The following is a 22511-nucleotide window of genomic DNA, read 5'->3' as shown; positions in this document are numbered from 1 at the left end:
ATGACGGCCGTACGGTGCGGCCGCGTGGCGCGCCGGATCAGGCCGATTCGGCGCGCGGGCTCTCGTCGGTGGCGAGCGTGGCCGGCGGCGGTGCCACCAGCGATGCGGCCAGTCCAAGCAGCTTGACCGGATCCACCGGCTTGCCCAGGTGGGCATCGAAGCCGGCTTCCAGGGCCAGCGCGCGGTCTTCGCTGCGCACGTAGGCGGTGAGGGCGATGGCGGGGATGCGGCTGGCCGCACCGGCACCGCGGGCGCGGACGCTGCGGATCAGGCTGTGGCCATCGCGGCGCGGCATGCCGACGTCGCTGACCAGTAGCGCATAAGGGCGCTCGCGCAGCAGCGCTTCGGCATCGTCGGCGCAGACCGCGGCCTCGACCACGGCACCGGCTTCCTGCAGGAAGCGCTGGGTGACGCCGCGCGAATCCATGTCGTCGTCCACCACCAGCACGCGCACGCCGTCCAGACGGATGCCGCCACGCCGCCGCACGGCGCTGGACAGCGCCGCGTCCTGGTCGCGGTGGATCGGCTCCAGGGGCTGCAGATCGTTGCGCGGCAGCAGCAGGGTGAACGTGGCGCCGAGACCGACGCCATCGCTGCTGACGGACAACTGGCCCTGGTGCAGTTCGGCCAGCTGCTTGGCGATGGCCAGACCCAGGCCGAGGCCGCCGGCACTGCGCGTGCTGCTCGCATCGGCCTGACGGAAACGGTCGAACACGTGCGGCAGGAACGCCGGGTCGATGCCGATGCCGGTATCGCTGACGGCGATGCGCACATGCGTGCTGATGCTGTCCAGGGTCACCGAGACCGTGCCGGCGCTCGGGGTGAACTTGATCGCGTTGCCGATCAGATTGGTCAGCACCTGCTGCAGCCGCACCGGATCGCCCAGGTAGGGCAGGGCGGTCGTGTCGTCGGCGACCAGCACGATGTCGATGCCCTTGTTCTGCGCGCCGGGGCGGGCCGCATCGATGGTGTCGCCGAGCAGCGTGCGCAGATCTAGCTCGTCCGTGTCCAGGCGCACCTTGCCGGACAGGATGGCGCTCATGTCCAGCAGATCGTCGATGATCTGCGCCTGCGCGTGGGCGCTGCGTTCGATCACTTCCAGCCCCTTGATCAGGTCCTTCTCGCGCACCGATGCGTCCTGCATCAGCCGCGACCAGCCCAGGATCGCGTTGAGCGGTGTGCGCAGTTCGTGACTGAGCGTGGCCAGGAATTCGTCCTTCATGCGGCTGGCGCGTTCGGCGTCGCCGCGCGCGCTTTGCTCGGCGGCGAGCAACTGCTGCAGGCGCAGGTCGGTGCCGCGGCGCTCGATGATGATGCCAGCCAGGTGCGAGGCCGAGCGCGCCAGGTCCTGTTCGTGCGGGTTGGGATAGTGCACGAATGGGTAGTACATCGCGACCACGCCCAGCACCTCGCCGTCGCTGGCCAGGATGGGGGTGGAGCAGCAGGCGACGATGTCCGCCTCCAGGGCGGTGGCGAGATAGTCCTGCCAATGCGGGTTGACGCGCACGTCGCTGCACAACACCTGCCGGCGCAGGTAGGCGGCGCGTCCGCAGCAGCCGGTGTTGGGGTCGATCGGCAGGCGCTGCACGGCCTTGCGGAAACTCTGCGGCATGCTCGGCGCGGCGCCTTCCAGCAGGCACTGGCGGTGCTCGTCGACCAGCATGATGGTGCAGCGCAGGCCGACATCGCTCTGCGACTCGATGCCGCGCGCGATTGCCTCCAGCACCGCGTTCAGCGGCTTGCCGGTGGTGATCATCTCCAGCGCAGCGCGCTCGGCCGCGGTGGCGTTTTCGATGCGCTTGCGCTCGGCGATATCCAGCAGGGAGCCGATGAAACCCAGGAACTGGCCGGACGAACTGAAGCGCGGCGTGGCGCTCGCCAGGCACCAGCGATACTCGCCATCGTGGCGGCGCAGGCGGTATTCCAGCGTGTAGGCGCGGCGGTCGGCGCAGGCGCGCGCCAGGGCGCGGCCGACCGAGGCCAGGTCGTCGGCATGGACCTGTTCCTGCCAACCGCTGCCCAGCGCTTCCTGCTCGCTTTGCCCGGTGAACAGATACCACTGGCGGCTGATGTACTCGCAATCGCCGTCGGCATTGGCCATCCAGATCATGACCGGCGCGTTGTCGCACAGTTGGCGGAAACGCAGTTCGCTTTCCTGCAGGCGCTGTTCCGTCAAGCGGCGGTCGTGGATGTCGGTATTGGTGCCGATCCAGCGCACGATGTGGCCGCTGTCGTCGCGGATCGGCAGGGCGCGGCCGAGGTGCCAGCGGTACTCGCCGTCGTGGCGGCGCAGCGGATATTCGATCTCGTACGGCCTGCCGCTGCGCAGCGCCTCCGGCCACACCTCCATCACTCGCGCCAGGCCTTCCTCGGTGTGCACATGGCGCCAGCTGTCGTAGCCGGCCTCGCCAACCGGCAACCCGGTGTACTCGTACCAGCGCCGATTGAAGTAGTCGACGTGGCCGTCGGGCATGGCAGTGAACACGATCTGCGGCATCGCGTCGGCCAGTTCGCGCAAGCGCGCGGCGCTGTTGGCCAGTTCTCTCTGCGCGTCCGCGCGTTCCATCGATTCCCAGCAGCGTGCCGCCACCAGCCGCACCAGCTCGATCTCGGCCGACGTCCAGACCCGCGGCTGGGCCTGGTGCACGCCGATCGCAGCGACCAGGCGGCCGGCCTTGTGCAGCGGCGCGGTGAGCACCGCGCGCAGGCCCAGGCGTAGGTAGTTGGGATCGTCCACGCGCATCGGCGGCTGGTGGGTCTCGGTGTCGTGCACCACCCACGGCCGGTTCTCGCGCATGCACTCCAACAGATCGCCGCCGAAGTCGCTGAAGCGCGAGCGCCCGGTCAGGTGGCTGGCGCCGTCGACGTAATCCGCACGCACGTCGAACGCGTCCTCGTCGGCCTCGACGATCGCGTAGGCGCAGCGGTTGGCGCCCAGGTGCTTGCCGAGCAGGGCGGCGCCGGTTTCGCAGATCGCTTCGGCGCTGTGCAGGTTCTGCAGGGTGTCCTCGAGCATCAGCAGGAAACTGTCGTGCGCCTGGGCGCGCGCCTGCTCGGTGCGGTCGATGCCATGCACCAGGATCCCGCTGACCTTGCCCTCGGCGTCGTGCATCGGCTGGTACACGCATTCCAGCGTGGTGTCCGAGGTCGCTTCGTGCGGACTGCGGCACAGCTGGAAGGTCATCGACTCGTCGATGAACGGCAAGCCGCTGGCGCGGACATTGTCGAGCAGGCGGATGACGCCTTGCTCCTGGATTTCGGGAATGGCCTCGATCAGCGGCCGACCGACCACATCGCGCGGCCCGACCAGTTGCTGGTAGCGCTGGTTGACGGTCTCGATCACGTAGTCCGGGCCACGCAGGATCGCCAGCGCCGCTGGGGATTGCTCGAAGGCATCGGCCATCTGCGCGCGTTGCGCTTCCAGCGCCTTCAGCAGCGTATCGCGCTCGCGCGCCAGGGTGATGCGCGCGGTGTCCTCGGTGCACACGCACAGCACGCCGGCGATGTCGCCTTCGTCGTCGAACAGCGGGCTGTAGGAGAAGGTGAAGTACACCTGCTCGCTGTAGCCGTTGCGCAGCATGGTCAGCGGGATGTGTTCGTTCCAGGTCGATTCGCCGCTGGCCATCACCTGGTCGGCCTGCGCCCGCACCTCGGGCCACACGTCCGGCCACACCTCTTCCATTGGCCGCGCGAACCCCTGCGGGTGCCGCAACCCGAGGATCGGCACGTAGGCGTCGTTGTACAGGTTGAACTGGCGCTCGCCCCAGCGCACCGCCATCGGAAACCGCGAGTTCAGGCAGATCGACAGCGCGGTGATCAGGCTCCGCGGCCAATGCTCCATCGGGCCCAGTTCGTGCTCGTGCCAATCGATGGCGCGCAGCAAGGCCCCCGTGGCGCTGCCGGCGGGAAACCGGACAGGAGGCGGCGAACAGTCCTTGGCGTTGATGGCTGAATCCCTCGAATCGTCCCCGCCAGGCGGCGGGCTTACGATCGAGGATTCTCAGGGGCGTGCGGTCGTCTTGGCGTGAGCGTCCTGCAGCGCCTTGATCAGCTGCTCGGACAGGTAGGGCTTGGTCAGCACCACGCCGGCGGCGAAGCTGGGGGGCAGGGTGTCGGCGGCGACGCCGGTGGCGAGCACGAAGGGCGTGCCGCGCTCGGTCAATGCCCGCGCCACCGGTTCGCTGGTCTCGCCGGCGGAGAGGCGGAAGTCGAGCACGGCCCGGTCCGGCCGTTCGCTGTCGATCAGCGCAAGCGCCTGCTGCACGGAGGCGGCGACGCCGACCACCTCGGCACCGGCCTGGGCAAGCTGCAACTCCAGCAGCGTGGCGTTCATCTCGTCGTTCTCGACCACCAGGATACGCAGGCCCCGCAATGCCGACATCGCTTGCTCGTTAAGGTTTGGGAACGGAAAGTATAACGGGACCGTCACAGCCGCCGCCTAGACAACCGACACAGGAAGATGAAGCGTTTACCTGTGCCTGCCTTCAGATGTGGTGGGCGCGCAAAAAACAAACGGCAGCCGAAGCTGCCGTCAGTCCTGGTGCCGAAGGTGGGACTCGAACCCACACGCTTTTAAGGGCGGCGGATTTTGAGTCCGCTGCGTCTACCGATTCCGCCACTTCGGCGCGGCCGCGGAGTATAGCCGACACTTCGGCTCGGCCGCCAGCGCATTTGCGCTCGCCGTCCTTGGGCAGGGCAGGCGGGGGCGATCAGCGGCCGTGGTGGCTGCCGAGCGTCTCTACATATAAGTGCACGCCTCGCAGGTAAGTGCGTTGTGCGGTATCGGCAATTGCCGGCGATGGGTGCGCTGGAGTCTCTGCCAGGCGCTTTGGCGCTTTCCGCAGACTGCATCCAGCGCTCGGTGCGAGGTGCGTACGCCGTTGAACGCAGTGACGCAGCGGATTTTGCGGGTCGCGGCGAGCGCCATCGCGACGTCGCGAACGTTCCGCAAAAAAACGCTTGCGTGTGCCGATCACGATCGTTAATATTCCGCTCCTCGCAGCACGTGGGGCCATAGCTCAGCTGGGAGAGCGCTTGCATGGCATGCAAGAGGTCGCCGGTTCGATCCCGGCTGGCTCCACCAACTTTTCGGACATAGGCCGTCCGCAAAAGCGACATCGTTAACAGCGTCCCCATCGTCTAGAGGCCTAGGACATCACCCTTTCACGGTGGCGACCGGGGTTCGAATCCCCGTGGGGACGCCATTTTTCAGCAGGAATTCCTAGCGCGTATCCGGGTTCGGCTCTGCCGAACGCAATGAGTGCGGGGTTTGTACATCGGAAGAAAATCGGGTAAGATTCCGCTTCTGCCAGTACACGTGGGGCCATAGCTCAGCTGGGAGAGCGCTTGCATGGCATGCAAGAGGTCGCCGGTTCGATCCCGGCTGGCTCCACCAACTTTTCGGACATAGGCCGTCCGCAAAAGCAACATCGTTATCCGCGTCCCCATCGTCTAGAGGCCTAGGACATCACCCTTTCACGGTGGCGACCGGGGTTCGAATCCCCGTGGGGACGCCACTTTTCGAAAACACCCGGCAATGCCGGGTGTTTTTTTATGTGCGCGGCGGTCGTGTGCGGTCGAGGCCAGATGGCGGCAGTGCCGGTGCTGGACGCCAAGTGGATCGCTGGCTGCTTCGAGCGAGCGGTGTAGCTGTTCCCTTCTCCCTTCGGGAGAAGGTGCCCCGAAGGGGCGGATGAGGGTACGGGCGTAGCCTCGCATGGCCAGAGTGGTGCAGGCGCTGCGCGCCCCGTACCCTCACCCCAACCCCTCTCCCGGAGGGAGAGGGGCTTTTGTCCTTGTCCTTGAGAGATGGCTAGCGCTGCGCCAGCTCAATGCAGCAGCCGGCGGATCTGCAGGATCGCCTGCGGCGTGCGTTGCACGCTGTGTCCAGAGACGATGACGGTTTCCGAGGCGGCGCCGGGCAGGTGGGCGCTCCAGTACGGCACGATGCCGTCGCTCGACTGCGCCAGCGGCACGCGCGGATCCTCCTGCCCGATGATGGAGTGGTAGGTCACCTGCGGCGAGATCGGCAACTGCGCCGCGGCGAGGATGAAGGGATCGTGGTCGCTGAGGCTGTCGATGCTGTTGGGCAGGGCGCCGAGCATATCCTTGCCGGCGATGTCCTTGAATTGATCCAGCACGCGCCGGGGCAGGCCGATCACGGTGCGTGCCAGCTCGCCGAGCGTGCCGGCGGCTTCCGGGGTGCCGCGGTGCGGGGTGGCCAGGAAGATCGCCTCGGACACTTCCGGCATCGGCGCGAAATGCAGCATCGGTCCGAGCCTGGCCTGCAGCGCCTGGCGCGCGCGCGGATCCAGAGTTGCATCGTCGAACAGGGTGCGCCACAGGTGGTCGCCTTCGCTGGAGGACACCATCAGTCGTGCCAGCACGCCGCCCATGCTGTGCCCGATCAGCACCATGTCATGCGCGGACACGCTGCGGCGTTGTGGATCGAGCCGGTCCAGCGTCTGCTGCAGCGCCGTGCGAACCTGCAGATGGGTGTAGGGAATTGGCAGGTTGGTCGGGTAGTACACCAGCCAGATCTGATAGCGCGCGCGGACCTGCGGATCGCCGAGCAGGTCGTTGGCCAGGTTGACCCAGGCCTCCGGGCTGCTGGCCAGCCCGTGCAGCAGCACCAGCACGCGCCGGTGCGGGTCGTAGGGCTGGGTCAGGAACACGTGCGGCCGGTCGATGCCGTGCCCGAGGCCGAGCAGGGTGCGCAGCGATTGCGCGGCGAAGCCGGCGCGCGCCATCCACACGCCATAGCCGGCGCTGAAGTTGGCGGCCAGCGGCACGTCGATACCGCCCATCGCCACGCGCTCGCCGAGCGAGGGATCGTGGACCTCCACGTGCGCGCTGTGACCGGCCAAGACGTCCTTCAGAGTGCGGCCGTCAAAGCGCAGCAGCACCGTGAGGTTGGGCGTGGGCATGTCGCTGTAGGCAGGCGCAGCATCGGCATCGGCCATGACGTCCGTCGTCGGCTGCGGCAGGACCGCGACCATTTCCGCGCCGAAGCCATCGCGCCGATACACGCTGCGCAGCCCGTCGAAGCGCAGATCGCCGGCCGCCAGCATCGCCTCGGGCATCGGCATGTCCTGCGGGTTGCCGGCGCCGCTGGCATCCAGCGTCACCGTCCAGTCGGGCAGGGTGGCGATCTGCGCGCCGGCGTCGTGCGTGGCGGGCGGATGCCGCCGGTAGCGCGCGAACAAGGCGGTCACCGCTCGCTGTACGGCGTAGTTGTAGTAGTCGCGCACCTGGGTCTGGCGTTCCTCGAAAGCGCGTTCGCTGGGCGTGCGTCCGCTGAAGAACAGGTAGGCGTAGGCATAGCGCGCGGTCTGCAGCCAGGCGGCCAGCGTGGCATCGCTGTCGGCGTGTTGCCTGGCGGCGCGTTGCGCGGCCAGCAGCGACAGCTCCGCCGCCGTCGCCAGGGCGCGTTCCTGGTCCATGTCGGCGTTGCCGAGCAACCGGTCGATGCACGGCGGCGCCTTCGCCGTGCAGCTTGCCGCGTCCAGGCCGGCGACGTTGAGCGTCTGCAGGGCGGCGTCGCTGGGGCGCGCGGCGCTCAGCGCATCGCCGCGCTTGGCCTGGATGTAGCGCGCCGCATCCACCCGCTGCAGGGTGACGCTGGCGCAGCCACCCGCGCACAGCGCCATGCACAGCACGGCGCAGGCCAGGATCACGCGGCGCCAGCGCTGGGGCATCACGCCGCAACATTCGCCGGCCTGCCGGCGCGGCGTGCGAACAGCAGGTCGTACAGCACCGGGATCACGCCCAGCGTCACCAGCGTGCCCAGGGCCAGGCCGCCGATCATGGTGATGGCCATGCCGGTCCACAGCGGCCCGGCGAACAGCATCAGCGGGATCAGGCCGACGATGCAGGTCAGCTTGGTCATCACGATCGGGCGCAGGCGCTTGACCGCCGCGGCGATCAACGCCTCGTGCCGGCTCAGGCCATCGGCCAGTTCGGCCTCGATCCGTTCGAGCAGCAGCACCGCGTTGTTGACGATGATGCCGGCCAGCGCGAGCAGGCCGAAGGTGGCCATGAAGCCGAACGGATAGCCGGTGACCAGCAGGGCGAGGGTGGCGCCGATCAGCACGAACGGAATGCTGGCGACCACGATGAACAGCTTGCGGAACGAATTGAACTGCCACACGAACAGCAGCAGGATCGCACCCAGCGCATGCGGCATGTACTGCAGCAGCGCCTGGTTGGCTTCGGCGGCGTCCTCCAGTTCGCCACCCATCTCGATGCGATAGCCGGGCGGCAGGCGCAGCGCCGCCACCTTGTCGGCCAGCGCGGCCACCACCTGGTCGGTGGTCAGGTCCGGATTGCGGCCGGTGACGGTGATGGCGCGGCTGAGGTTGCGGCGCTGGATCGTCGAGGGTTCCGAACTCAATTGGATGTCGGCGATCGCCGACAGCGGCAGCGGCGCGGCGCCGGAGGACGGATAGATCGGCGTGTCGCCGGGGTTGCCGCCGCGTGCACCCGGGCCGCTGTCGCCGCGCAGCACGATCGGCACGTTGCTGCCGTCGTCGTGGATCACCGAGGCGTCCACGCCGCCATAGCGCAGTTGCAGCGCCTGGGCGATGTCCTCGCTGGCGACGCCGGCGCGCCGCGCCTTGGCCTGGTCCACCTGCACCACGTAGCGCGGAATGCGGCTGTCCCAGTCGTCGCTGACGTCCAGCGTGCCGGGCAGGGCGCGCAAGGCGTCGGCGATGCCGGCGGCGAGGCGGCGCAGTTGCGCCTCGTCCGGGCCGATCACCCGGTAGATGGCCACGCCGGATTCGGTGGAGCCCAGCGAAAAGCGCTTGGGCTCGGCGCGCACCGCCGGATAGGCCTGGCGCAGGTGGGTGCGCACCTTGGCGATCAGCGCGTCGATGTCGGTGCCCGGCTGCACGCTGACGGTGAAGTAGGCGATGTTGGCCGCCGGTAACGGCGGGTTCAGCCCGAGCACGATGCGCGGGCCGCCGTCGGCGACATAGCCGATGCTGTCGACGATCTGCGGGTTCTGCTGACGGTCGGCCAGCCACTGGCTGATCGACTGCACGGTGCGCAGGGTCTCGCGCGCATCGCTGCCCGGTTGCAGGGTCACCGGCATCTGGAACTGCAGGCGATCGGACTTGGGCAGGAAGCTGTACGGTACCGAGACCAGCACGGTCACCGCCAGCGTCAGCAGAGCGAGCATGCTGCCCAGGAACAGCGCCTTGTGCGCCAGCAGCGCCTCGATCGCACGCCGGTACAGTCGGTAAGGCTTGGACGTGTAGCTGTCGCCATGGCCGTCGGCCGGCGCGGCATGCGCGCGGGCGAAGTACATGCACAGCAATGGGGTGATGGTGATGCTGAGCAGCCAGGAGCCGAGCAGGGTGACCGCCAGCACGATCGCCAGCGATCGCATGTACTCGTTGGTGCTGGTCTGGCCGAAGAAGAACGGCGAGAACGCCAGCACGATCACCAGCGAGGAGGTCAGCAGCGGGATGGCTAGGCTGCGGCCGGCGGCCTCGCAGGCGGCGCGGCGTTCCTCGCCGGCGGCCAGGCGCCGCTCGATGTCCTCGGCGATGACGATGCCGTTGTCCACCAGCAGGCCCAGCGCCAGGATGATCGCGGCGATGGACACGGTCTGCAGTTCCACGCCCAGCACACGCATCGCGATCAGTGCGCCGAGGATGGTCAACGGCACGATCGCGCCGACGATCAGGCCGGTGCGCCAGCCCAGGAACAGCATCACCACCGCCATCACGATGACGATGGTCTCGCCCATGACGTGGTGCATCTTGCCCATCTCGCGCTCGACCACGTCGGCCTGGAAAGTGACCACGTGCTGCGCGAAGCCCACCGGCAGCGCCTTGGCGGTTTCGCCCAGGGTGCGGCGCAGCGCCTTGCCGACCTCGGCAACGTTGTTGCCGGGCGCCATCGACACCGCCACCACCACCGCCGGCTGGCCCTGGTAGATCGCGCCGGCCTCCGGCGGATCCACCGGCATCAGCTCGATGCGCGCCAGTTGCGCCAGCGGGATCTGCCGCGGGCCGTCGGCGCCCTGCGTGGCGATCGGGGTATTGCGCAGCGCGTCCAGGTCGCGCACTTCGCCGGAGGTGGTGACGGTCATCGCCATGCCCGACGCGGCGACCAGGCCGCCGCCGACGACGATGTTCTGCGCGCGCAGTTGCTGCGCGATGGCGGCGGGGGTGAGGCCGGCCTCGCCCAGCCTGGTGCGGTCGAAGGCGACATAAACGCGCTCGTCCTGCACGCCGTGGAAGGTGACCCGCTCGACGCCGGGCACGGCGTAGAGCTGCGCGCGCATCTGCCGCAGCGGTCCGAGCATCTCGGCGGTGTTGAAGCCGGGCGCGGTGACCGCGATCGAGGCGATGGCGACACGGCCGAAGTCGTCGTCCACCAGCGGGCCCTGGGTGCCCGCCGGGAGTTCGGCACCAGCTTCGGCGGCCTTGCTGCGTACGCGCTGCCACAGCGCCGGCAGGTCCTTGACGCTGTCCTGTGCGGTGACCTGCACGATGGCGCTGCCGGGATGGATGGTGGTGACGATCTTCTTCAGCCCACTGACCTCGCGCAGGCGTTCCTCAAGCGGGCGCGCGAGCAGGTTCTCCACGCGTTCGCTGGGCATGCCGGGGAAACCGACCTGCACGATCGCGTCGCGCACGGTCACGCTCGGTTCCTCCTGCGACGGGAAGCCGAGGAAGGTGACGATGCCGCCGATCAGGATCAGGGCGGCGCTGAACAGCGCCAGGCGGCTGGATTGCAAGGTGGCGCGGGTCAGGTTCATGGCGAGACGGTGCCGAGGCGGGTGGTGGGACGGAACGGCACGACGTGCTGACCGTCGTGGAGGAAGGCGGCGCCGGCGGCGACGACGCGCTCGCCCGGCGCCAGGCCACGCAGGATCTGCACGCGGCCGCCATCGCTGTGCCCGGTGACGACCCGGCGGCGACGCACGCTGCCGCTGTCCTGGCGGTACACGAACACCATGGTGTGGCCATCGGCCATGCTCGGGAGCAGCGCGCTCAGCGGTACGCTCGGCGCCTGGTCGGCGCCGCTGTCGGGCAGGGCCAGCAGCAGCGATTCGCCGCTGCGCGGCTGCGCGGCATCGGCGCTGTCGCTGTCGAACAGCGCCTGCACGGTGGCACCGCCATCCACGCGTTCGGAGACGCTGCGCAGGCGCAGCGGCAAGGCCTGCTGCGGTGCGTTGCTGCGGTAGGCGAGGACACGCTGGCCGGGTTGCAGCGCCGCCGCATGATCGGCCGGCAAGGTCGCCAGCACCTGCGCGCGATCCGCACCGACCAGCTGCAGCACCGGCTGGCCGGCGCTCACCACGGTGTCGGGCTGCTGCAGCCGCGCCACCACGCTGCCGTCGAACGGCGCACGCAGTTCCGACTGGCGCACCGCGCGATGCGCCAGCGCCAGGTCCGACTGCGCGCTGCGCACCCGCGCCTGCGCCGCGGCGAAGGCGCTCTTGGCTGCGGTCAGGGCGGCCGCAGACGCGGCGCCGTCGTCGAACATGGCCTGCTGCTGGGCGAGCTGGGTCTGTTGCTGCTGCAGCTCGGCCGCGGCGATGCCGACGCCGGCCTCGGCCTGCTGCAGGCGCAGGCCGTTCGGCTCCGGGTCCAGGCGCGCGAGCACCTGGCCGGCGTGGACGCGGTCGCCCACGTCCACGGCGATGGCGGCGATGCGGCCGCCGCCTTCGAAGCTGAGGTCGGCGCGCTGTTGCTGGCGCACCTGGGCGAGGTAGCGGGTGCTGTCGTGCGCGGCATCGTTGCCGACGGTTTCCAGCTTGACCGCGCGTGGCGCGTCGGGGGGCGGTGCGGCCTCGTGGCCGCAGCCGGACAGCGCCAGTGCGGCCAGCGGCAGGCACAGTGAGAGAAGCAGGGTGGGGCGCAAGGTCATGGTCGGCGATGTCCCGAAAGCGATCAGAAGGTGTAGGTGACGGTGGCGCCGCCGCCGGCAGCGGCACGGCGACGCACCACCGGACTGCCGTCGGCGGGGCCGACGTAGCGGGTGGCGTCGAGCAGCAGCGAGGCGGTCCAGTGCGGCGACAGGGTGTGATCCCATTCGGCGCCGACCGAATAGGCGTACACGCCCGCATCGGCACGGTGCGGTTGCAAGCCGCTGGTCGCGCTCTGCGCATCGGTGACGCCGAAGTACGTCTGGTTGAAGCGGCGGTCGCCGAAGTGCGCGTCCAGGTCCAGGGTCACGTTGTCGGCCGCGGCCTGCAGCAGGGTGAAGCGCGCGCCGGCGCGGTAGCGGTTGCGGCGCGCGCCGTCCTTCAGCGCGAACTCCGCTTCGGCGTCCAGCGCCAGGTACGGGGTGAGTTGCTGCATGACCAGGCTGCGCGCGGTGATCGCGCCGGGGACGTCGCTCATGCCGGCCAGGCGTTTGGAGCCGGGACGCCAACTGCTGTTGCGTTGCAGGCGGCCCAGGTCGTAGCCGAACGACTGGCTGGCGGAGAAGCCGTGCGCGTTCTGGAGCTGCACGCCGGCGCCACGCAGCGTGTCCGCGAACAGGATGCCGCGCTGTATCGAAAACACCGGCACCGCCTGCACGCGGTCGTCGGCGGAGCCGGGATAGCGCGGGGTCAGCATGGCGCCGGCGCCCACGCTCACTTGGGTGCGATCGCCGAACAGGCCGGCGCTGGGCGTTGGGTCGGGGTCTGCGGCGTGCGCCGCTGGCGGCAGCGCCAGCACGGCGGCGGTCAGCGTCGGCGACAGAAGGGAGAGAACGTGCTTCATCGGGGCAACCTCGTGCGGGGGAAAGATCAGGGCGCGTGCGGCAACGGCACGCCGTAGAACGCGCGGAACAGCGCGATGCGATCGAGCAGCAGGTCCTGACGCGCCTGCACATGCGCCAGGTCGGCCTGCGCGGCCTGGATGTCGCCGGTCAACAGCTCGGGGCGGTCCTGCAGACCTTGCGCGACGCGCTGCTGCAGGCGCGCCACACGCTGGCGTTCGCGTTCGAGATTGGTGCGTTCGCCACGTTCGCGCTGCTGCAGCGCTGGCAACGCATCCAGCGCATCGGCGACCTCGCGGAACGCCGCCTCCACGGTCTTCTCGTAGTCGGCCACCGCGCCGTCCTTGCGCAGCTGTGCGATGTCCAGGTTGGCGCGGTTGCGGCCGCCGTCGAACAGCGGCAGCACCAGTTGCGGCATGAAGCTCCAGGTGCGGCTGCCGGGCATGAACAGGCCGTTCAATGCATCGCTGGCGGTGCCCAGCGAGGTGCTCAGGCGGATCGACGGGAAGAACGCCGCGCGCGCGGCGCCGATGTCGGCATTGCGCGCGCGCAGTTCGGCCTCGGCCTGGCGCACGTCCGGGCGCTGCAGCAGCAGCTGCGAATCGAGGTCGCGCCAGGCGCGGCTGTCGTCCTGCTCGGCGCCGGGCAATAGCTCCTGCAGGGTGCCGGCGCCGTCCGGGGCGGCGTAGCCGGCGAGCAGTTGCAGGGCGCGGCGGGCGGCGGCGCGGTCGCTGGCGGCCTGTTGCGCGCGCGCCTGCGCCTGGTCGTCGTCGTGGCGCTGGCGGTCCAGCGCATCGCGGGAAATGAGCCCGACCGCCTGCTGGCGTGTGGCGATCGCCAGCAGCGCGGCACTGCGCTCGGCGATGGTCTGCGTCTGCTGCTGGCCCTGCAGGGCGGCGCGTTCCAGCGTGTAGGCACGCAGGACTTCGGCGATCAGCGCGCCGCGCGCCGCCTGCCGGCCCTCTTCGGAGGCCAGGTAGCGCTGCTGCGCCGCCGCCGACAACGAGGCCAGCTTGCCGAACAGGTCCAGTTCGAAGCCGTCCACGCCCACTGCGACGGTACTCAGCTTCTGGCCATAGCGTGCCTGCGTGGCCGCGTCGTCGTAGTCGCGGCGCGTGTCCTGGGCATCGAGGCCGAGCTGCGGCAGCTGCTGCGCGCGTTCGATGCGGTACTGGGCGCGGGCCTGCTGCACGGTCAGCACGGCGTTGCGGAAGTCCGGGTCGTGGGCCAGCGCCTGGGTGACGAGTGGGGTCAGGTCGTGCTGCGGCGAGAACGCGCGCACGAACTGCTGCTCCTGCTCGGTGAGCGCACCGTCGCTTCGGCCAGGTGCCGCGGCCACGGTTGCGGCGGTCGCGCCCAGGGTGGGTGGCAGTGCGGTTTGCGGGCGCTGGTAGACCGGCGCCAAAGAGCAGCCACCCAGGGCAAGTGCGAGAAGCCCGAACAGGGCGTGGGTGCGACGCAGGCGGAGCAGCGGGGACGGTAGAATCATGGCGGCAGTCGGGTGATCGAACTCGACTGCCAGCATCGGCGGGCATGTTCAAGCCGCCTTCTAGGAATCTTCAAGATTCCATCAAGACGCCAAACACGGGCACCGGGCATGCACGCGAAGAAGATCCTGCTGGTCGAAGACGATGCCGACAGCGCCAGCATCCTCGAGGCCTACCTGCGCCGCGACGGCTTCGAGGTCACCATCGCCGAGGATGGACAGAAGGCGGTGGCGGTGCATGCGCAGTGGAAGCCGGACCTGGTGCTGCTGGACGTGATGCTGCCGCGGCTCAGCGGCACCGAGGTGCTGTCCACGATCCGCCGCAGCAGCGACACGCCGGTGATCATGGTCACCGCGATGGGCGACGAACCGGAGAAGCTCGGCGCGCTGCGTTACGGCGCCGACGATTACGTGGTCAAGCCGTACAGCCCCAAGGAAGTGGTGGCGCGGGTGTTTGCGGTGCTGCGCCGCGCCGGGCCGGCACGCGCCAGCGAGGAGCCGCTGCGCCACGAACGCCTCACCGTGGACACTGCCGCGGTGCGTGCCACCGTGCGCGATGCCGACGGGCAGGACGTGGCGCTGGAACTGACCCCGACCGAATTCAACATCCTGGCGACGCTGATGAAGACGCCGTTCAAGGCCTTCACCCGCAGCGAATTGCTGGAGATCTGCCTGCCCGACAGCGATGCGCTGGAGCGGGTGGTGGATGCGCACGTGCACAACCTGCGCAAGAAGCTGGAACACGAGCAGGTCACCGGGCTGCTGGTGACGGTGCGCGCCATCGGTTACCGCTTCCGATGAACTGGTCCTGGTTCCGCCGCAAGCCCCACGCGCCACTGTGGCAGTGGGTGGGCCTGCGCATGAGCGCGCTGGCGGTGTTGACCATCATTGCGATCGCGCTGGGCATGGTGCTGCGCTTCGCGATCTGGGACGTCTCCACCCTGAGCCGCCTGCCGCCGCAGGCGCGGCAGGAGATGCTGCAGCTGCGCGAGGATCCGCACAGCAATGCGCGGCGCCTGTGGGAGCTGTTCGAGACCTATTACGACGTGGCCGACTTCCTGCCGGGCCTGGCCAGCCGCGACTGGTGGCTGCTGGCGGGCATGGTGCTGGCGTCGATTCCGGTGATCGTGGTCTGCGGTCTGCTCGCTTCGCGGCCGCTGTCGCGGCAGTTCTCCAACGTGGCCGCGGCGGCGCGGCGGATCAGCGATGGCGATTTCGCCGCGCGCGCGCGGGTGGTGCCCGGTGCGCCGGACGAACTGGCCGGGCTGGCGATCGACTTCAATGGCATGAGCGCGCAGCTGCAGCAGTACGAACGCGAGGTGCGCGAGTCCAGCGCGATGCTGGCGCACGAACTGCGTACCCCGCTCAACGCGGCGATGGGACGGGTGCAGGGCATGCTCGACCAGGTGTTCCCGAGCAGCGAGGAGCAGTTGCGCATGGTCCAGCGACAGCTGGAGCAGATCAATCGCCTGGTCGGCGACCTGCACCTGCTGTCGATGGCCCGTGCCAACCAGCTGATGCTGGAGCCGCAGCGGTTCGCGCTCGGCGCGCTGGTCCGCGAGCGCCTGACCTGGACCGCGCAGCCGTTGCAGGAGGCCGGCATGCAGGTGCAGGTCCGCATCCCCGACCACCTGCACATCAGCGCCGACCGCGACCGCCTGGGCCAGGTGCTGTCGGTGCTGATCGACAATGCGCTGCGCTACGCCGCGGCCGGTGGCGAACTGGCCCTGGAGGCGCAGGCCGATGCCGAGGGTGTGCTGATCCGCGTCGCCGACCGCGGTGCCGGCGTCGACGAGGAGGCGCTGGCGCGGATGGGCGACCGCTTCTGGCGCGCCGACGACTCGCGTGCGCGCCATTCCGGCGGCAGCGGCCTGGGCCTGTCGATTGCCGCGGCGATCTGCCAGGCGCACGGCGGCGCGCTGGAATTCGCCAACCGCGAGGGCGGCGGGCTGTGCGCGCGGGTGCGCTTGCCGCCTGGATTGGCTGGCGAAGCTGGCAGGGGTAGCGGTAACGCGTCTGCGCCGAAGCCGCGTAAGCGGCAGGCTTGAGTTACGGCCTATGTAGGACGAGCGACCGCAGATTCGTGGTGCGGTAGAGTCGACTGCACGAACGGATGCGTTCAGTCCCAGATTTCCACGTGAGTACCGCATTGGACACAAACCGCCAACACCGCGCCGTCCCAACGGGCAAGACTGCCGAAGAATGGCAAGCCATCGAGCACGCCGCCATCCAGGAACTACAACGGCGCGCCGAGGAGGCACACGCGACCGTGATCGCGTTGCTGGATCGGCACAGCAGGAACTTCAGTGCCAAGCAGTTGGCTCAGATAAAGCGCCGGTTAGGGGAGCGTTGAGCGGCTAGCGCGCCGTGCACGTCCATAGTTCGTTTTACATAAGATACATTATGCGAAATTTCGTGCATGGCCACGCAGCGGCTGCGTTGGGTCTGGCTGTGGCTTACCTCTTGTCAGTTTCTTTAGTTCGTGTCCTTTTCGCTTGGATCGTGTGCCTGTTTGATTTAAAAGGATTTTTCTCTCTCCAAGGACACGATCCAGCTGTGCAAAGCGGCGCATCAGCGGGGTGTCTTATAGGGCCTCTTCCATCGCCGGATCGCTCAACGCGTACCGCTGCTGCAGGAAGTGGATTCGCAGCATTGTCGCCGGCGGATAGAGCTGCCGTCCCGGCCGACCCAGAGTCGGATAATGCGGCTCGATCAGCGCCAGCAGCGCCTTCCATGGCACCACCTGCTCCATCTCTTTCAGGAACAGCTCGCGTCGCGTGCGCTTGCGCAGGTTGGCGGCCTTGTTCAGAACTTCCCTAACAGATCACACTCAAACCCTGCAGTCACGGATGGGCACCTCGAGCAATGAGGTAGTCGCGAATCGCTGATCCCTTGGCCTGATTGAGTGGGGATCGACGCGCGCCCAGCTCGCTGTTGACGGCGAGGTTCACATTTGCGCCCCGACTGACCAGTGCCTTGACGTTCTCGAGACTGCCACTTCGTGCGGCGTTGATCAGTGGTGTTTCATCGCCGAGCGCAATGGCATTGACGTCGCTGCCAGCCGCGATGAGGTGTTCGATCAGCGCGGCGTTATCAGCCGTGGCTGCTGCCGCCATCAGCGGGTTGCCATCGCCGCGTACGGCAAGCTTTACATCGGCACCAAGCAGTAGCAACTCTTTGGCCATGTCAAGATTGCGCGTCCGGGCCGCGACAATGAGAGCGGATCCTTCATGCTCGACTACGGCATTGACATTGACGCCCGAAAGAACCAGCTCGCGGACGCTGTTCTCGTCACCAGCGCGTACCGCAGCGAGTAGAAGCAGCGCGCTCGTATCGACGCGCGCAGCGGCCCTCGTCGTTGCCGCCGTGTCCTGCGGCTGCGCGCTTACGACGACCGCCGCCAGCGCCGAGGCCAACACCCCGGCGGTCACGATAGGTCCGATCCAGACACCTTTTCTTGAAGTTTTCATCGGCAACTCCTGGGTTTGGCAATTGAGCGAGTAAGTGCTGACGCCTGCGTGCGATCAAGGGCTGTCTGACTTGAGCGCCTGCAGCAGGGCCTGTTTTTCTTCCGGGGTCTTGGCGTTTCGGTAAAGGGACAGCAGTGCTCCGCCATCGCCGTCTGCCATTTGGAGGGCCGCAATCGTCTCGGCGCGCAGCGGTGCCGAGCGGGCAACCATCGGATACAGCGCAAGCAGCTGTTTGTGCCCCCCAGCGACACCGAGCGCCTTGATGGCGTCGCGTCGAACCTCAAGATTGCTGTCGCCCGAAGCGATGCGCGCCAATGCATCAGCGTCTCCCGCCACGCCAAGTGCCTGAATCGCCGCACGGCGTACCGGAACCGCGGCATTCTCCCGTGCCGCTGCTTCCAATGCTGGCCCTGCACCTGCAACTCCCAACGCCTTCAGCACGCGTTGCTGCATGACCGGGTCCGTACTCGTGGCATACAACTGCTGCAATTGTGCGGTGGCGCCGGACACGCCTAGAAAGTGCACGGCCGCGCCGGCCAATGCGGGGTCTTTACCGCCGGCCACCTTAGTGAGTTGCTGCACTGCCTTGGGATCGTCGATCTGGCCGAGCACGAAAAGCGCCCGTCGACGATCTTGCTCGGAGCCACCGGCCTGCAACCGCTGGACAAGCTTCGCCACGGCCTGGTCTGCAGGCAGATTCAGCAAGCCCAGCAGCGCCTCTTCGTCGCGCTCGCCTCCCTGCAACCGTCTGGCCTGAGCAATCCAGGGACTGCCCGGATATTCCACGTGCAGACGCCGCAGTAACGGCTGGGCTTCCACGCCGCGTCCCGCCTGGCTCAGCGCGTAGGCCTGCCAGTACAGGGTCGCATCCGCGCCGCTGCGGCCATCAAGCTTGCGTTCGAGCGCGGCGAACTGCCGCACCGCCAGATCCCAGTCGCCCTCGCTGAGCGCTTGATGGGCCTTTCGATACAGAGCCTTCTCATCGTTCGAGTAAGCATCCTGGTCGATGGACGATGGCTGATCCGCTGACAGGGCTGCCATCGAGGCGGTGCCTGTACCAATGACCATTGCCAATGCGAAAAAAACAGGAAGTTTTGAATGTCTCATGGCTTCACCTCGATTCAAACACGCCGGCGTTCCGTCGCCTTGAGACCGGCCTCGACGGCACGGACCTGGAACAGCAAATCGGCATTGCGTACCACGTCCCGCATGCCGTTCTGATCCAGTTGGATGCCCGCGTCGGGCGTTTGGTTAGCCAATTCGAGCAATACCGGTTCGAGCGAGCTCAGGAAGACGGCCAATCCCCGATCGCCGCTGCGCGCCGCTGCCGCAGCAAGAAGTCTGTTGTCGTCCAGCAATACCTGGGCTTCGCCAGCGCTTCCAACGATGAAGAGCGTTCCGTCGCCGTTGAGCACTTCCACCAGCATTGCCTCGGTCCGACGGAGGTGAGACGCCATCGCGTCGTCGATGATCCGATTGGGTGTGGCGGAGATGGCAGTCGTCGTCGGGAGGCCGGGTTGTCGCGCAGGAGAGGTCGCCACTAAACGCTCCGGGGCGAGCATGGGCCGAACCACCAAGCCGATGGACAGTGCCAGGACGGCCGCCGCCGCCGCTCGCATCCAGCGTCGCCGCCGCCGCGGGACCGGCATGCGCAGTTGCACCAGGTGCTCCCTGCCCGCCTCTGCCCGCAGGCGCGGCTGGAGCTGCCGCCAGAGACGTTCTTCATAGCCTTGGTCCGGCTCGGGCACGAGCACGTCGTCTGCCGCTGCAAGCAATCGCTTCAGCGTGTCCAGACGCGTACGCACGGACGCGTCGTCCGCCAATGCGACCTCGATCTCCCGAAGCCGCGATGCCGACAATCCATCGCGGTAGTGAAACAGCACAAGTTCGTCGTCGCTGACAACATGTTTCATGGTCACCTCACCGATTCCAAAGCGCCGCGCAACTTGCGCACGGCGCGAAAAATCGCCTGTTTGCATTGCCCGATGTTCATCGACAGGGTTTGTGCGATCTCGTGCAACCCCTGGCCTTCGCAGTGCCTGAGCACGAAGGCGGCGCGCTCGTTGGCGCTCAGCGCCGCCATCTGGGCGCCAATACGATCGGCAAGTTGCGCACTTGCCGCGTGATCCTCTGGTCCGGGAAGCTCGTCGACCAACGAGGACAGATAGTCGGGGCCGTCATCGTCGACGTCCTTCCAGAGGCGACTGACTTCGTGCTGGTGACGGGCATTGCGGCGAAGTTGTTCCAATGCCGCGTTGACCGCGATCCGATGCAGCCAAGTCGGGAAGGCGGCGCGCTCGTCGAAGCTGCCCAAGTGTCGCCAGACGTTGTAGAACGTCTCCTGCACTGCATCGTCCGCCATTGCGGCGTCGCGGGTGATGCGCAGACACAGGCTGCGAACTTTGCGAGCATGCGCATCGAGCAGCCGACGGAATGCCTGCTGGTCACCGCGCCTCGCCAGCGCTAGCCATTGAAGTTCAGCATCGTCCATGGAAGTGGGATGTGTCTGCAGGCCCGCCGGTTAGCCAGGATCCATGGGAAATTGTGAGACTTCCATCAATCCTGTGGCGTTCAACTCAAAACCGGTACCTGACCTTGGCGAGCAATTGATCGGCATCGCGCAACCGCAGTGCTTCGTCGAGCAGGTCCAGGTCACCCACTCCGTCCCGCTCCTGACGTGTTGCTCCTCCACGTGAGTACGCCAGGAACAGATCCGATTGTGGACCCAGAAGATAGCGGTAGCGTAGCTGGAAACCGAAGTTGTTGACATCGAAGTTCGACAGGGACTCGCTAGCAGCCAACATGCGGCCATCGTCCGCCAGGACATAACGTTGGCCGTCCTTGGCGCGTACGGCCAACCATTCGAGTTTGAGGCGAAGCTCGTGGCGCATGCCCGGGAACCAGTTCATGTTGATGCTCAGGAAATCGACCCGGCGGGCGTAGCGACCGAAGTTGCGCTGGCCCTCCCAGATCAGCCAGTCATTGCCCCACTCCGGACCTAGTTCAAGCTCGGCATTGAACAGATCGCTCGGGTACCAGTTGGCGATGAGCGTCAGCACCTTGGACGGACGCGCGGACAGCCCGCGCCCGATCAGGTCGCCGGCACCGAAGAACGCCCAGTCGCCATAGCGTGGCGTGGTCCATTCGACGGTGGCCTTGTAGCGCCTGGACTTCTTCCACAGTCCATTGCCACGAGAAATGAGGTCGTCGGCACCTGGCGAGATTACGGACGTCTCAAGCACCAGTCGGTTGCCCGAGCGGAAATTCAGCGCGTTGGTCAGGATCAGGTACGTGGGCAGGTCGTCACCGGAATCGTTGCTGCGCGCCTGCACTTCCACTGCGGTTCGCACACTGCTCAATCGCGACGCGGCGTCCGGACTGCGATGGACATACTCACCCGTCGCCTCGACTTCGTTCAGGCTACTGCGCCGCTGGTAACCCAGGTCGTTGAAGTTGAGATCCCGACCGAAATGCGTTGCCTCCAGCTCATAGCTCCAGCGGCTGGAGGGAATCCAGTTGACACGTGTCCATGCACCGCTGTCGTGGGTCGATGTGCGGGCTTGGTCGGTGAAGCTGCCCAGCACCTGGGCGTTGACGATCAGGCGCTCGCTCGGACGCCAACTGATATCTACTGCCTGCACTTGCGCCGAACGGTTCAGGTAGGGTCGCTCGGTCTGGGTCCCGAGCCACCCGAGATTCAGAGTACGGCTGGCTGGGTACTGCAGTCGAGCCACGTAGAAGTCGCGTCCGGCCACTCCGTCTTCGGTCGCCACCATGAGCCCGTAGCCAAGCGCGCCTGCCGACCCGATGAGCTTGAGCGCCGCATCGATATCGCTCGCCCCCGATCCGTCATCGGCGTCGCCACCGATGCGGCGCGTATGTACCAAGCGGCCTTCATCGGGTGTGCGCAGGTCGAAGATGCCCTGGTTCTCGGTGAAGAAAGGGCGCTTGTCGCTGTAGAACGTTTCGATCGCGTCAAAATTGACCACCAGATCGTCCGATTCCACCTGTCCGAAATCCGGATTGAGGGTAGCGCTCAACTGGAAGTCGGGCGAAGGCTTCCAGAACAGGTCGATACCCGCCTCGTAACGGATGGCGCCGTTGATGAAATCATGTCGAGCGGTTGCGTATGGCCAGTAATGGAAAAGCGATTTGCGATACTGTGCGATCTCCACTGGCTCGAACCCGGACAGGAACCGGCTGCGCTCTGCCGAGACGCTGGGGAAGGCCTGGCGCTCCCTGGTACTTCCCAGCGAGCGTCCGAAGTACACGGCCACCTTGCGCGTGGGCTGTTCCACGCCGCGCATGGACGCCACTGACCAAGGGATGAGCATCTCCGCCTGCCATCCCTGCTCTCCCTCGCTCACTGCCCAAGTCCAGTCGGTGTCCCAGTCGAGATTTATTTCCCGCTCGTTGGTCACTACGCCATCCTGGATCGAGCCGGACAATCCGACCGTGAAGCTGTAGGCTGTGCGCCCATCGCCATCGAAATCGATGATGAAGTTCACCCGATCCGATTCTCGACGCTGGTCGCGCTCCAGTCGCGGCTTGACCCGGGCGACTCCCGGCCTCTGCTCGACCAAAAAGGCCACTGCGATGCCGTCAGGCGTAGACAACAGCCGAGCCTGGGTGCCCAGGCCGGGCTCGGGGGCGGTCAAACGGTACGGGTCGGTGACCTTGAAGTCGTCGAATCGTAGTGCCTCAGACCATTCCGGTTCATCGACCCGCCCATCCAGCTTGATCGCCCCGGATGCCGGGGCGCTGTGACACGCCAGCCCCCCTGCCAGCAGCAGGGAAAGCCACACCATACGCAGTTGCAGACCCATTGG

General features: G+C 67.4%; 15 protein-coding genes, 5 tRNA genes and 1 pseudogene. 7 read left to right on the top strand and 14 right to left on the bottom strand.

All coding sequences use genetic code 11. The features are described 5' to 3' along the window. Positions 1–37 precede the first annotated feature (37 nt). The 3 genes from AC1G9L_RS11410 to AC1G9L_RS11400 all read right to left on the bottom strand — a co-directional run bounded on the left by AC1G9L_RS11410 (position 38) and on the right by AC1G9L_RS11400 (position 4625). Entirely contained in the window at positions 38–3841 is a 3804-nt protein-coding gene (locus tag AC1G9L_RS11410; protein WP_481069104.1) for a PAS domain-containing protein, read from the bottom strand. 159 nt (positions 3842–4000) lie between these two features. Beyond that, positions 4001–4381, bottom strand: a complete 381-nt coding sequence (locus AC1G9L_RS11405; RefSeq protein ID WP_019799270.1) for a response regulator — start codon at positions 4379–4381, stop codon at positions 4001–4003. 157 nt (positions 4382–4538) lie between these two features. Continuing rightward, positions 4539–4625: transfer RNA gene (locus tag AC1G9L_RS11400), tRNA-Leu, on the bottom strand. 382 nt (positions 4626–5007) lie between these two features. On the opposite strand from AC1G9L_RS11400, the gene AC1G9L_RS11395 reads away from it, so the two are divergent. The 4 genes from AC1G9L_RS11395 to AC1G9L_RS11380 all read left to right on the top strand — a co-directional run bounded on the left by AC1G9L_RS11395 (position 5008) and on the right by AC1G9L_RS11380 (position 5516). Further along, positions 5008–5083: transfer RNA gene (locus AC1G9L_RS11395), tRNA-Ala, on the top strand. Between the two features lie 45 nt (positions 5084–5128). Beyond that, positions 5129–5204 (top strand) — tRNA-Glu (locus tag AC1G9L_RS11390). Between the two features lie 115 nt (positions 5205–5319). Then, positions 5320–5395: transfer RNA gene (locus tag AC1G9L_RS11385), tRNA-Ala, on the top strand. A 45-nt stretch (positions 5396–5440) separates the two neighbouring features. After that, positions 5441–5516 (top strand) — tRNA-Glu (locus tag AC1G9L_RS11380). 312 nt (positions 5517–5828) lie between these two features. Here the strand turns inward: AC1G9L_RS11380 and AC1G9L_RS11375 are convergent. Genes AC1G9L_RS11375 through AC1G9L_RS11355 form a run of 5 tightly spaced genes read right to left on the bottom strand, consistent with a single transcriptional unit; the run spans position 5829 to position 14212 of the window. Beyond that, positions 5829–7700, bottom strand: coding sequence for an esterase/lipase family protein (locus AC1G9L_RS11375; protein WP_481069102.1), 1872 nt, complete (start codon positions 7698–7700; stop codon positions 5829–5831). Further along, a complete protein-coding gene (locus AC1G9L_RS11370) occupies positions 7697–10771 on the bottom strand; it encodes an efflux RND transporter permease subunit (RefSeq protein ID WP_019800752.1) in 3075 nt (1024 codons plus the stop codon). The genes AC1G9L_RS11375 and AC1G9L_RS11370 overlap by 4 nt, the downstream gene beginning before the upstream one ends. Then, positions 10768–11886, bottom strand: coding sequence for an efflux RND transporter periplasmic adaptor subunit (locus AC1G9L_RS11365; protein ID WP_481069100.1), 1119 nt, complete (start codon positions 11884–11886; stop codon positions 10768–10770). Before AC1G9L_RS11365 ends, AC1G9L_RS11370 begins: the two co-directional genes overlap by 4 nt. A gap of 23 nt (positions 11887–11909) precedes the next feature. Then, positions 11910–12728 carry a MipA/OmpV family protein gene (locus AC1G9L_RS11360; RefSeq protein WP_019799402.1) on the bottom strand — a complete coding sequence of 273 codons (819 nt, stop codon included), beginning with the start codon at positions 12726–12728 and terminating at the stop codon, positions 11910–11912. 26 nt (positions 12729–12754) lie between these two features. After that, positions 12755–14212 carry an efflux transporter outer membrane subunit gene (locus tag AC1G9L_RS11355; protein ID WP_481071107.1) on the bottom strand — a complete coding sequence of 486 codons (1458 nt, stop codon included), beginning with the start codon at positions 14210–14212 and terminating at the stop codon, positions 12755–12757. A gap of 111 nt (positions 14213–14323) precedes the next feature. On the opposite strand from AC1G9L_RS11355, the gene AC1G9L_RS11350 reads away from it, so the two are divergent. The 3 genes from AC1G9L_RS11350 (at position 14324) to AC1G9L_RS11340 (ending at position 16565) form a co-directional block, all read left to right on the top strand. Next, positions 14324–15013 (top strand): response regulator, encoded by a 690-nt coding sequence (locus AC1G9L_RS11350; protein ID WP_019801264.1) that lies wholly within the window; start codon positions 14324–14326, stop codon positions 15011–15013. Further along, the gene (locus AC1G9L_RS11345) at positions 15010–16260 is read left to right on the top strand and encodes a sensor histidine kinase (protein WP_481069098.1); all 1251 of its coding nucleotides are present in this window, start codon (positions 15010–15012) and stop codon (positions 16258–16260) included. Before AC1G9L_RS11350 ends, AC1G9L_RS11345 begins: the two co-directional genes overlap by 4 nt. 89 nt (positions 16261–16349) lie before the next feature. Continuing rightward, positions 16350–16565, top strand: a complete 216-nt coding sequence (locus AC1G9L_RS11340) for a hypothetical protein (RefSeq protein ID WP_481069096.1) — start codon at positions 16350–16352, stop codon at positions 16563–16565. A 234-nt stretch (positions 16566–16799) separates the two neighbouring features. Here AC1G9L_RS11340 and AC1G9L_RS11335 read toward each other — a convergent pair. The 6 genes and pseudogenes from AC1G9L_RS11335 to AC1G9L_RS11310 form a co-directional block, all read right to left on the bottom strand. Continuing rightward, positions 16800–17021: pseudogene (locus AC1G9L_RS11335) on the bottom strand (transposase); the annotation flags it as partial. Positions 17022–17055: 34 nt separating this feature from the next. Beyond that, entirely contained in the window at positions 17056–17682 is a 627-nt protein-coding gene (locus AC1G9L_RS11330; protein WP_481069094.1) for an ankyrin repeat domain-containing protein, read from the bottom strand. A 54-nt stretch (positions 17683–17736) separates the two neighbouring features. After that, on the bottom strand, positions 17737–18789 hold the full coding sequence (locus AC1G9L_RS11325; RefSeq protein WP_481069092.1) for a HEAT repeat domain-containing protein: 1053 nt from the start codon (positions 18787–18789) through the stop codon (positions 17737–17739). Between the two features lie 14 nt (positions 18790–18803). After that, positions 18804–19595 carry a hypothetical protein gene (locus AC1G9L_RS11320; protein WP_481069090.1) on the bottom strand — a complete coding sequence of 264 codons (792 nt, stop codon included), beginning with the start codon at positions 19593–19595 and terminating at the stop codon, positions 18804–18806. 2 nt (positions 19596–19597) lie between these two features. Beyond that, entirely contained in the window at positions 19598–20173 is a 576-nt protein-coding gene (locus tag AC1G9L_RS11315) for a sigma-70 family RNA polymerase sigma factor (RefSeq protein WP_019799431.1), read from the bottom strand. Between the two features lie 85 nt (positions 20174–20258). Next, on the bottom strand, positions 20259–22508 hold the full coding sequence (locus AC1G9L_RS11310; RefSeq protein WP_019799432.1) for a DUF5916 domain-containing protein: 2250 nt from the start codon (positions 22506–22508) through the stop codon (positions 20259–20261). Positions 22509–22511 lie beyond the last annotated feature (3 nt).

The organism is Xanthomonas sp. NCPPB 1132, from assembly GCF_056629235.1.
This window is presented reverse-complemented; position numbering and strand designations above follow the sequence as displayed.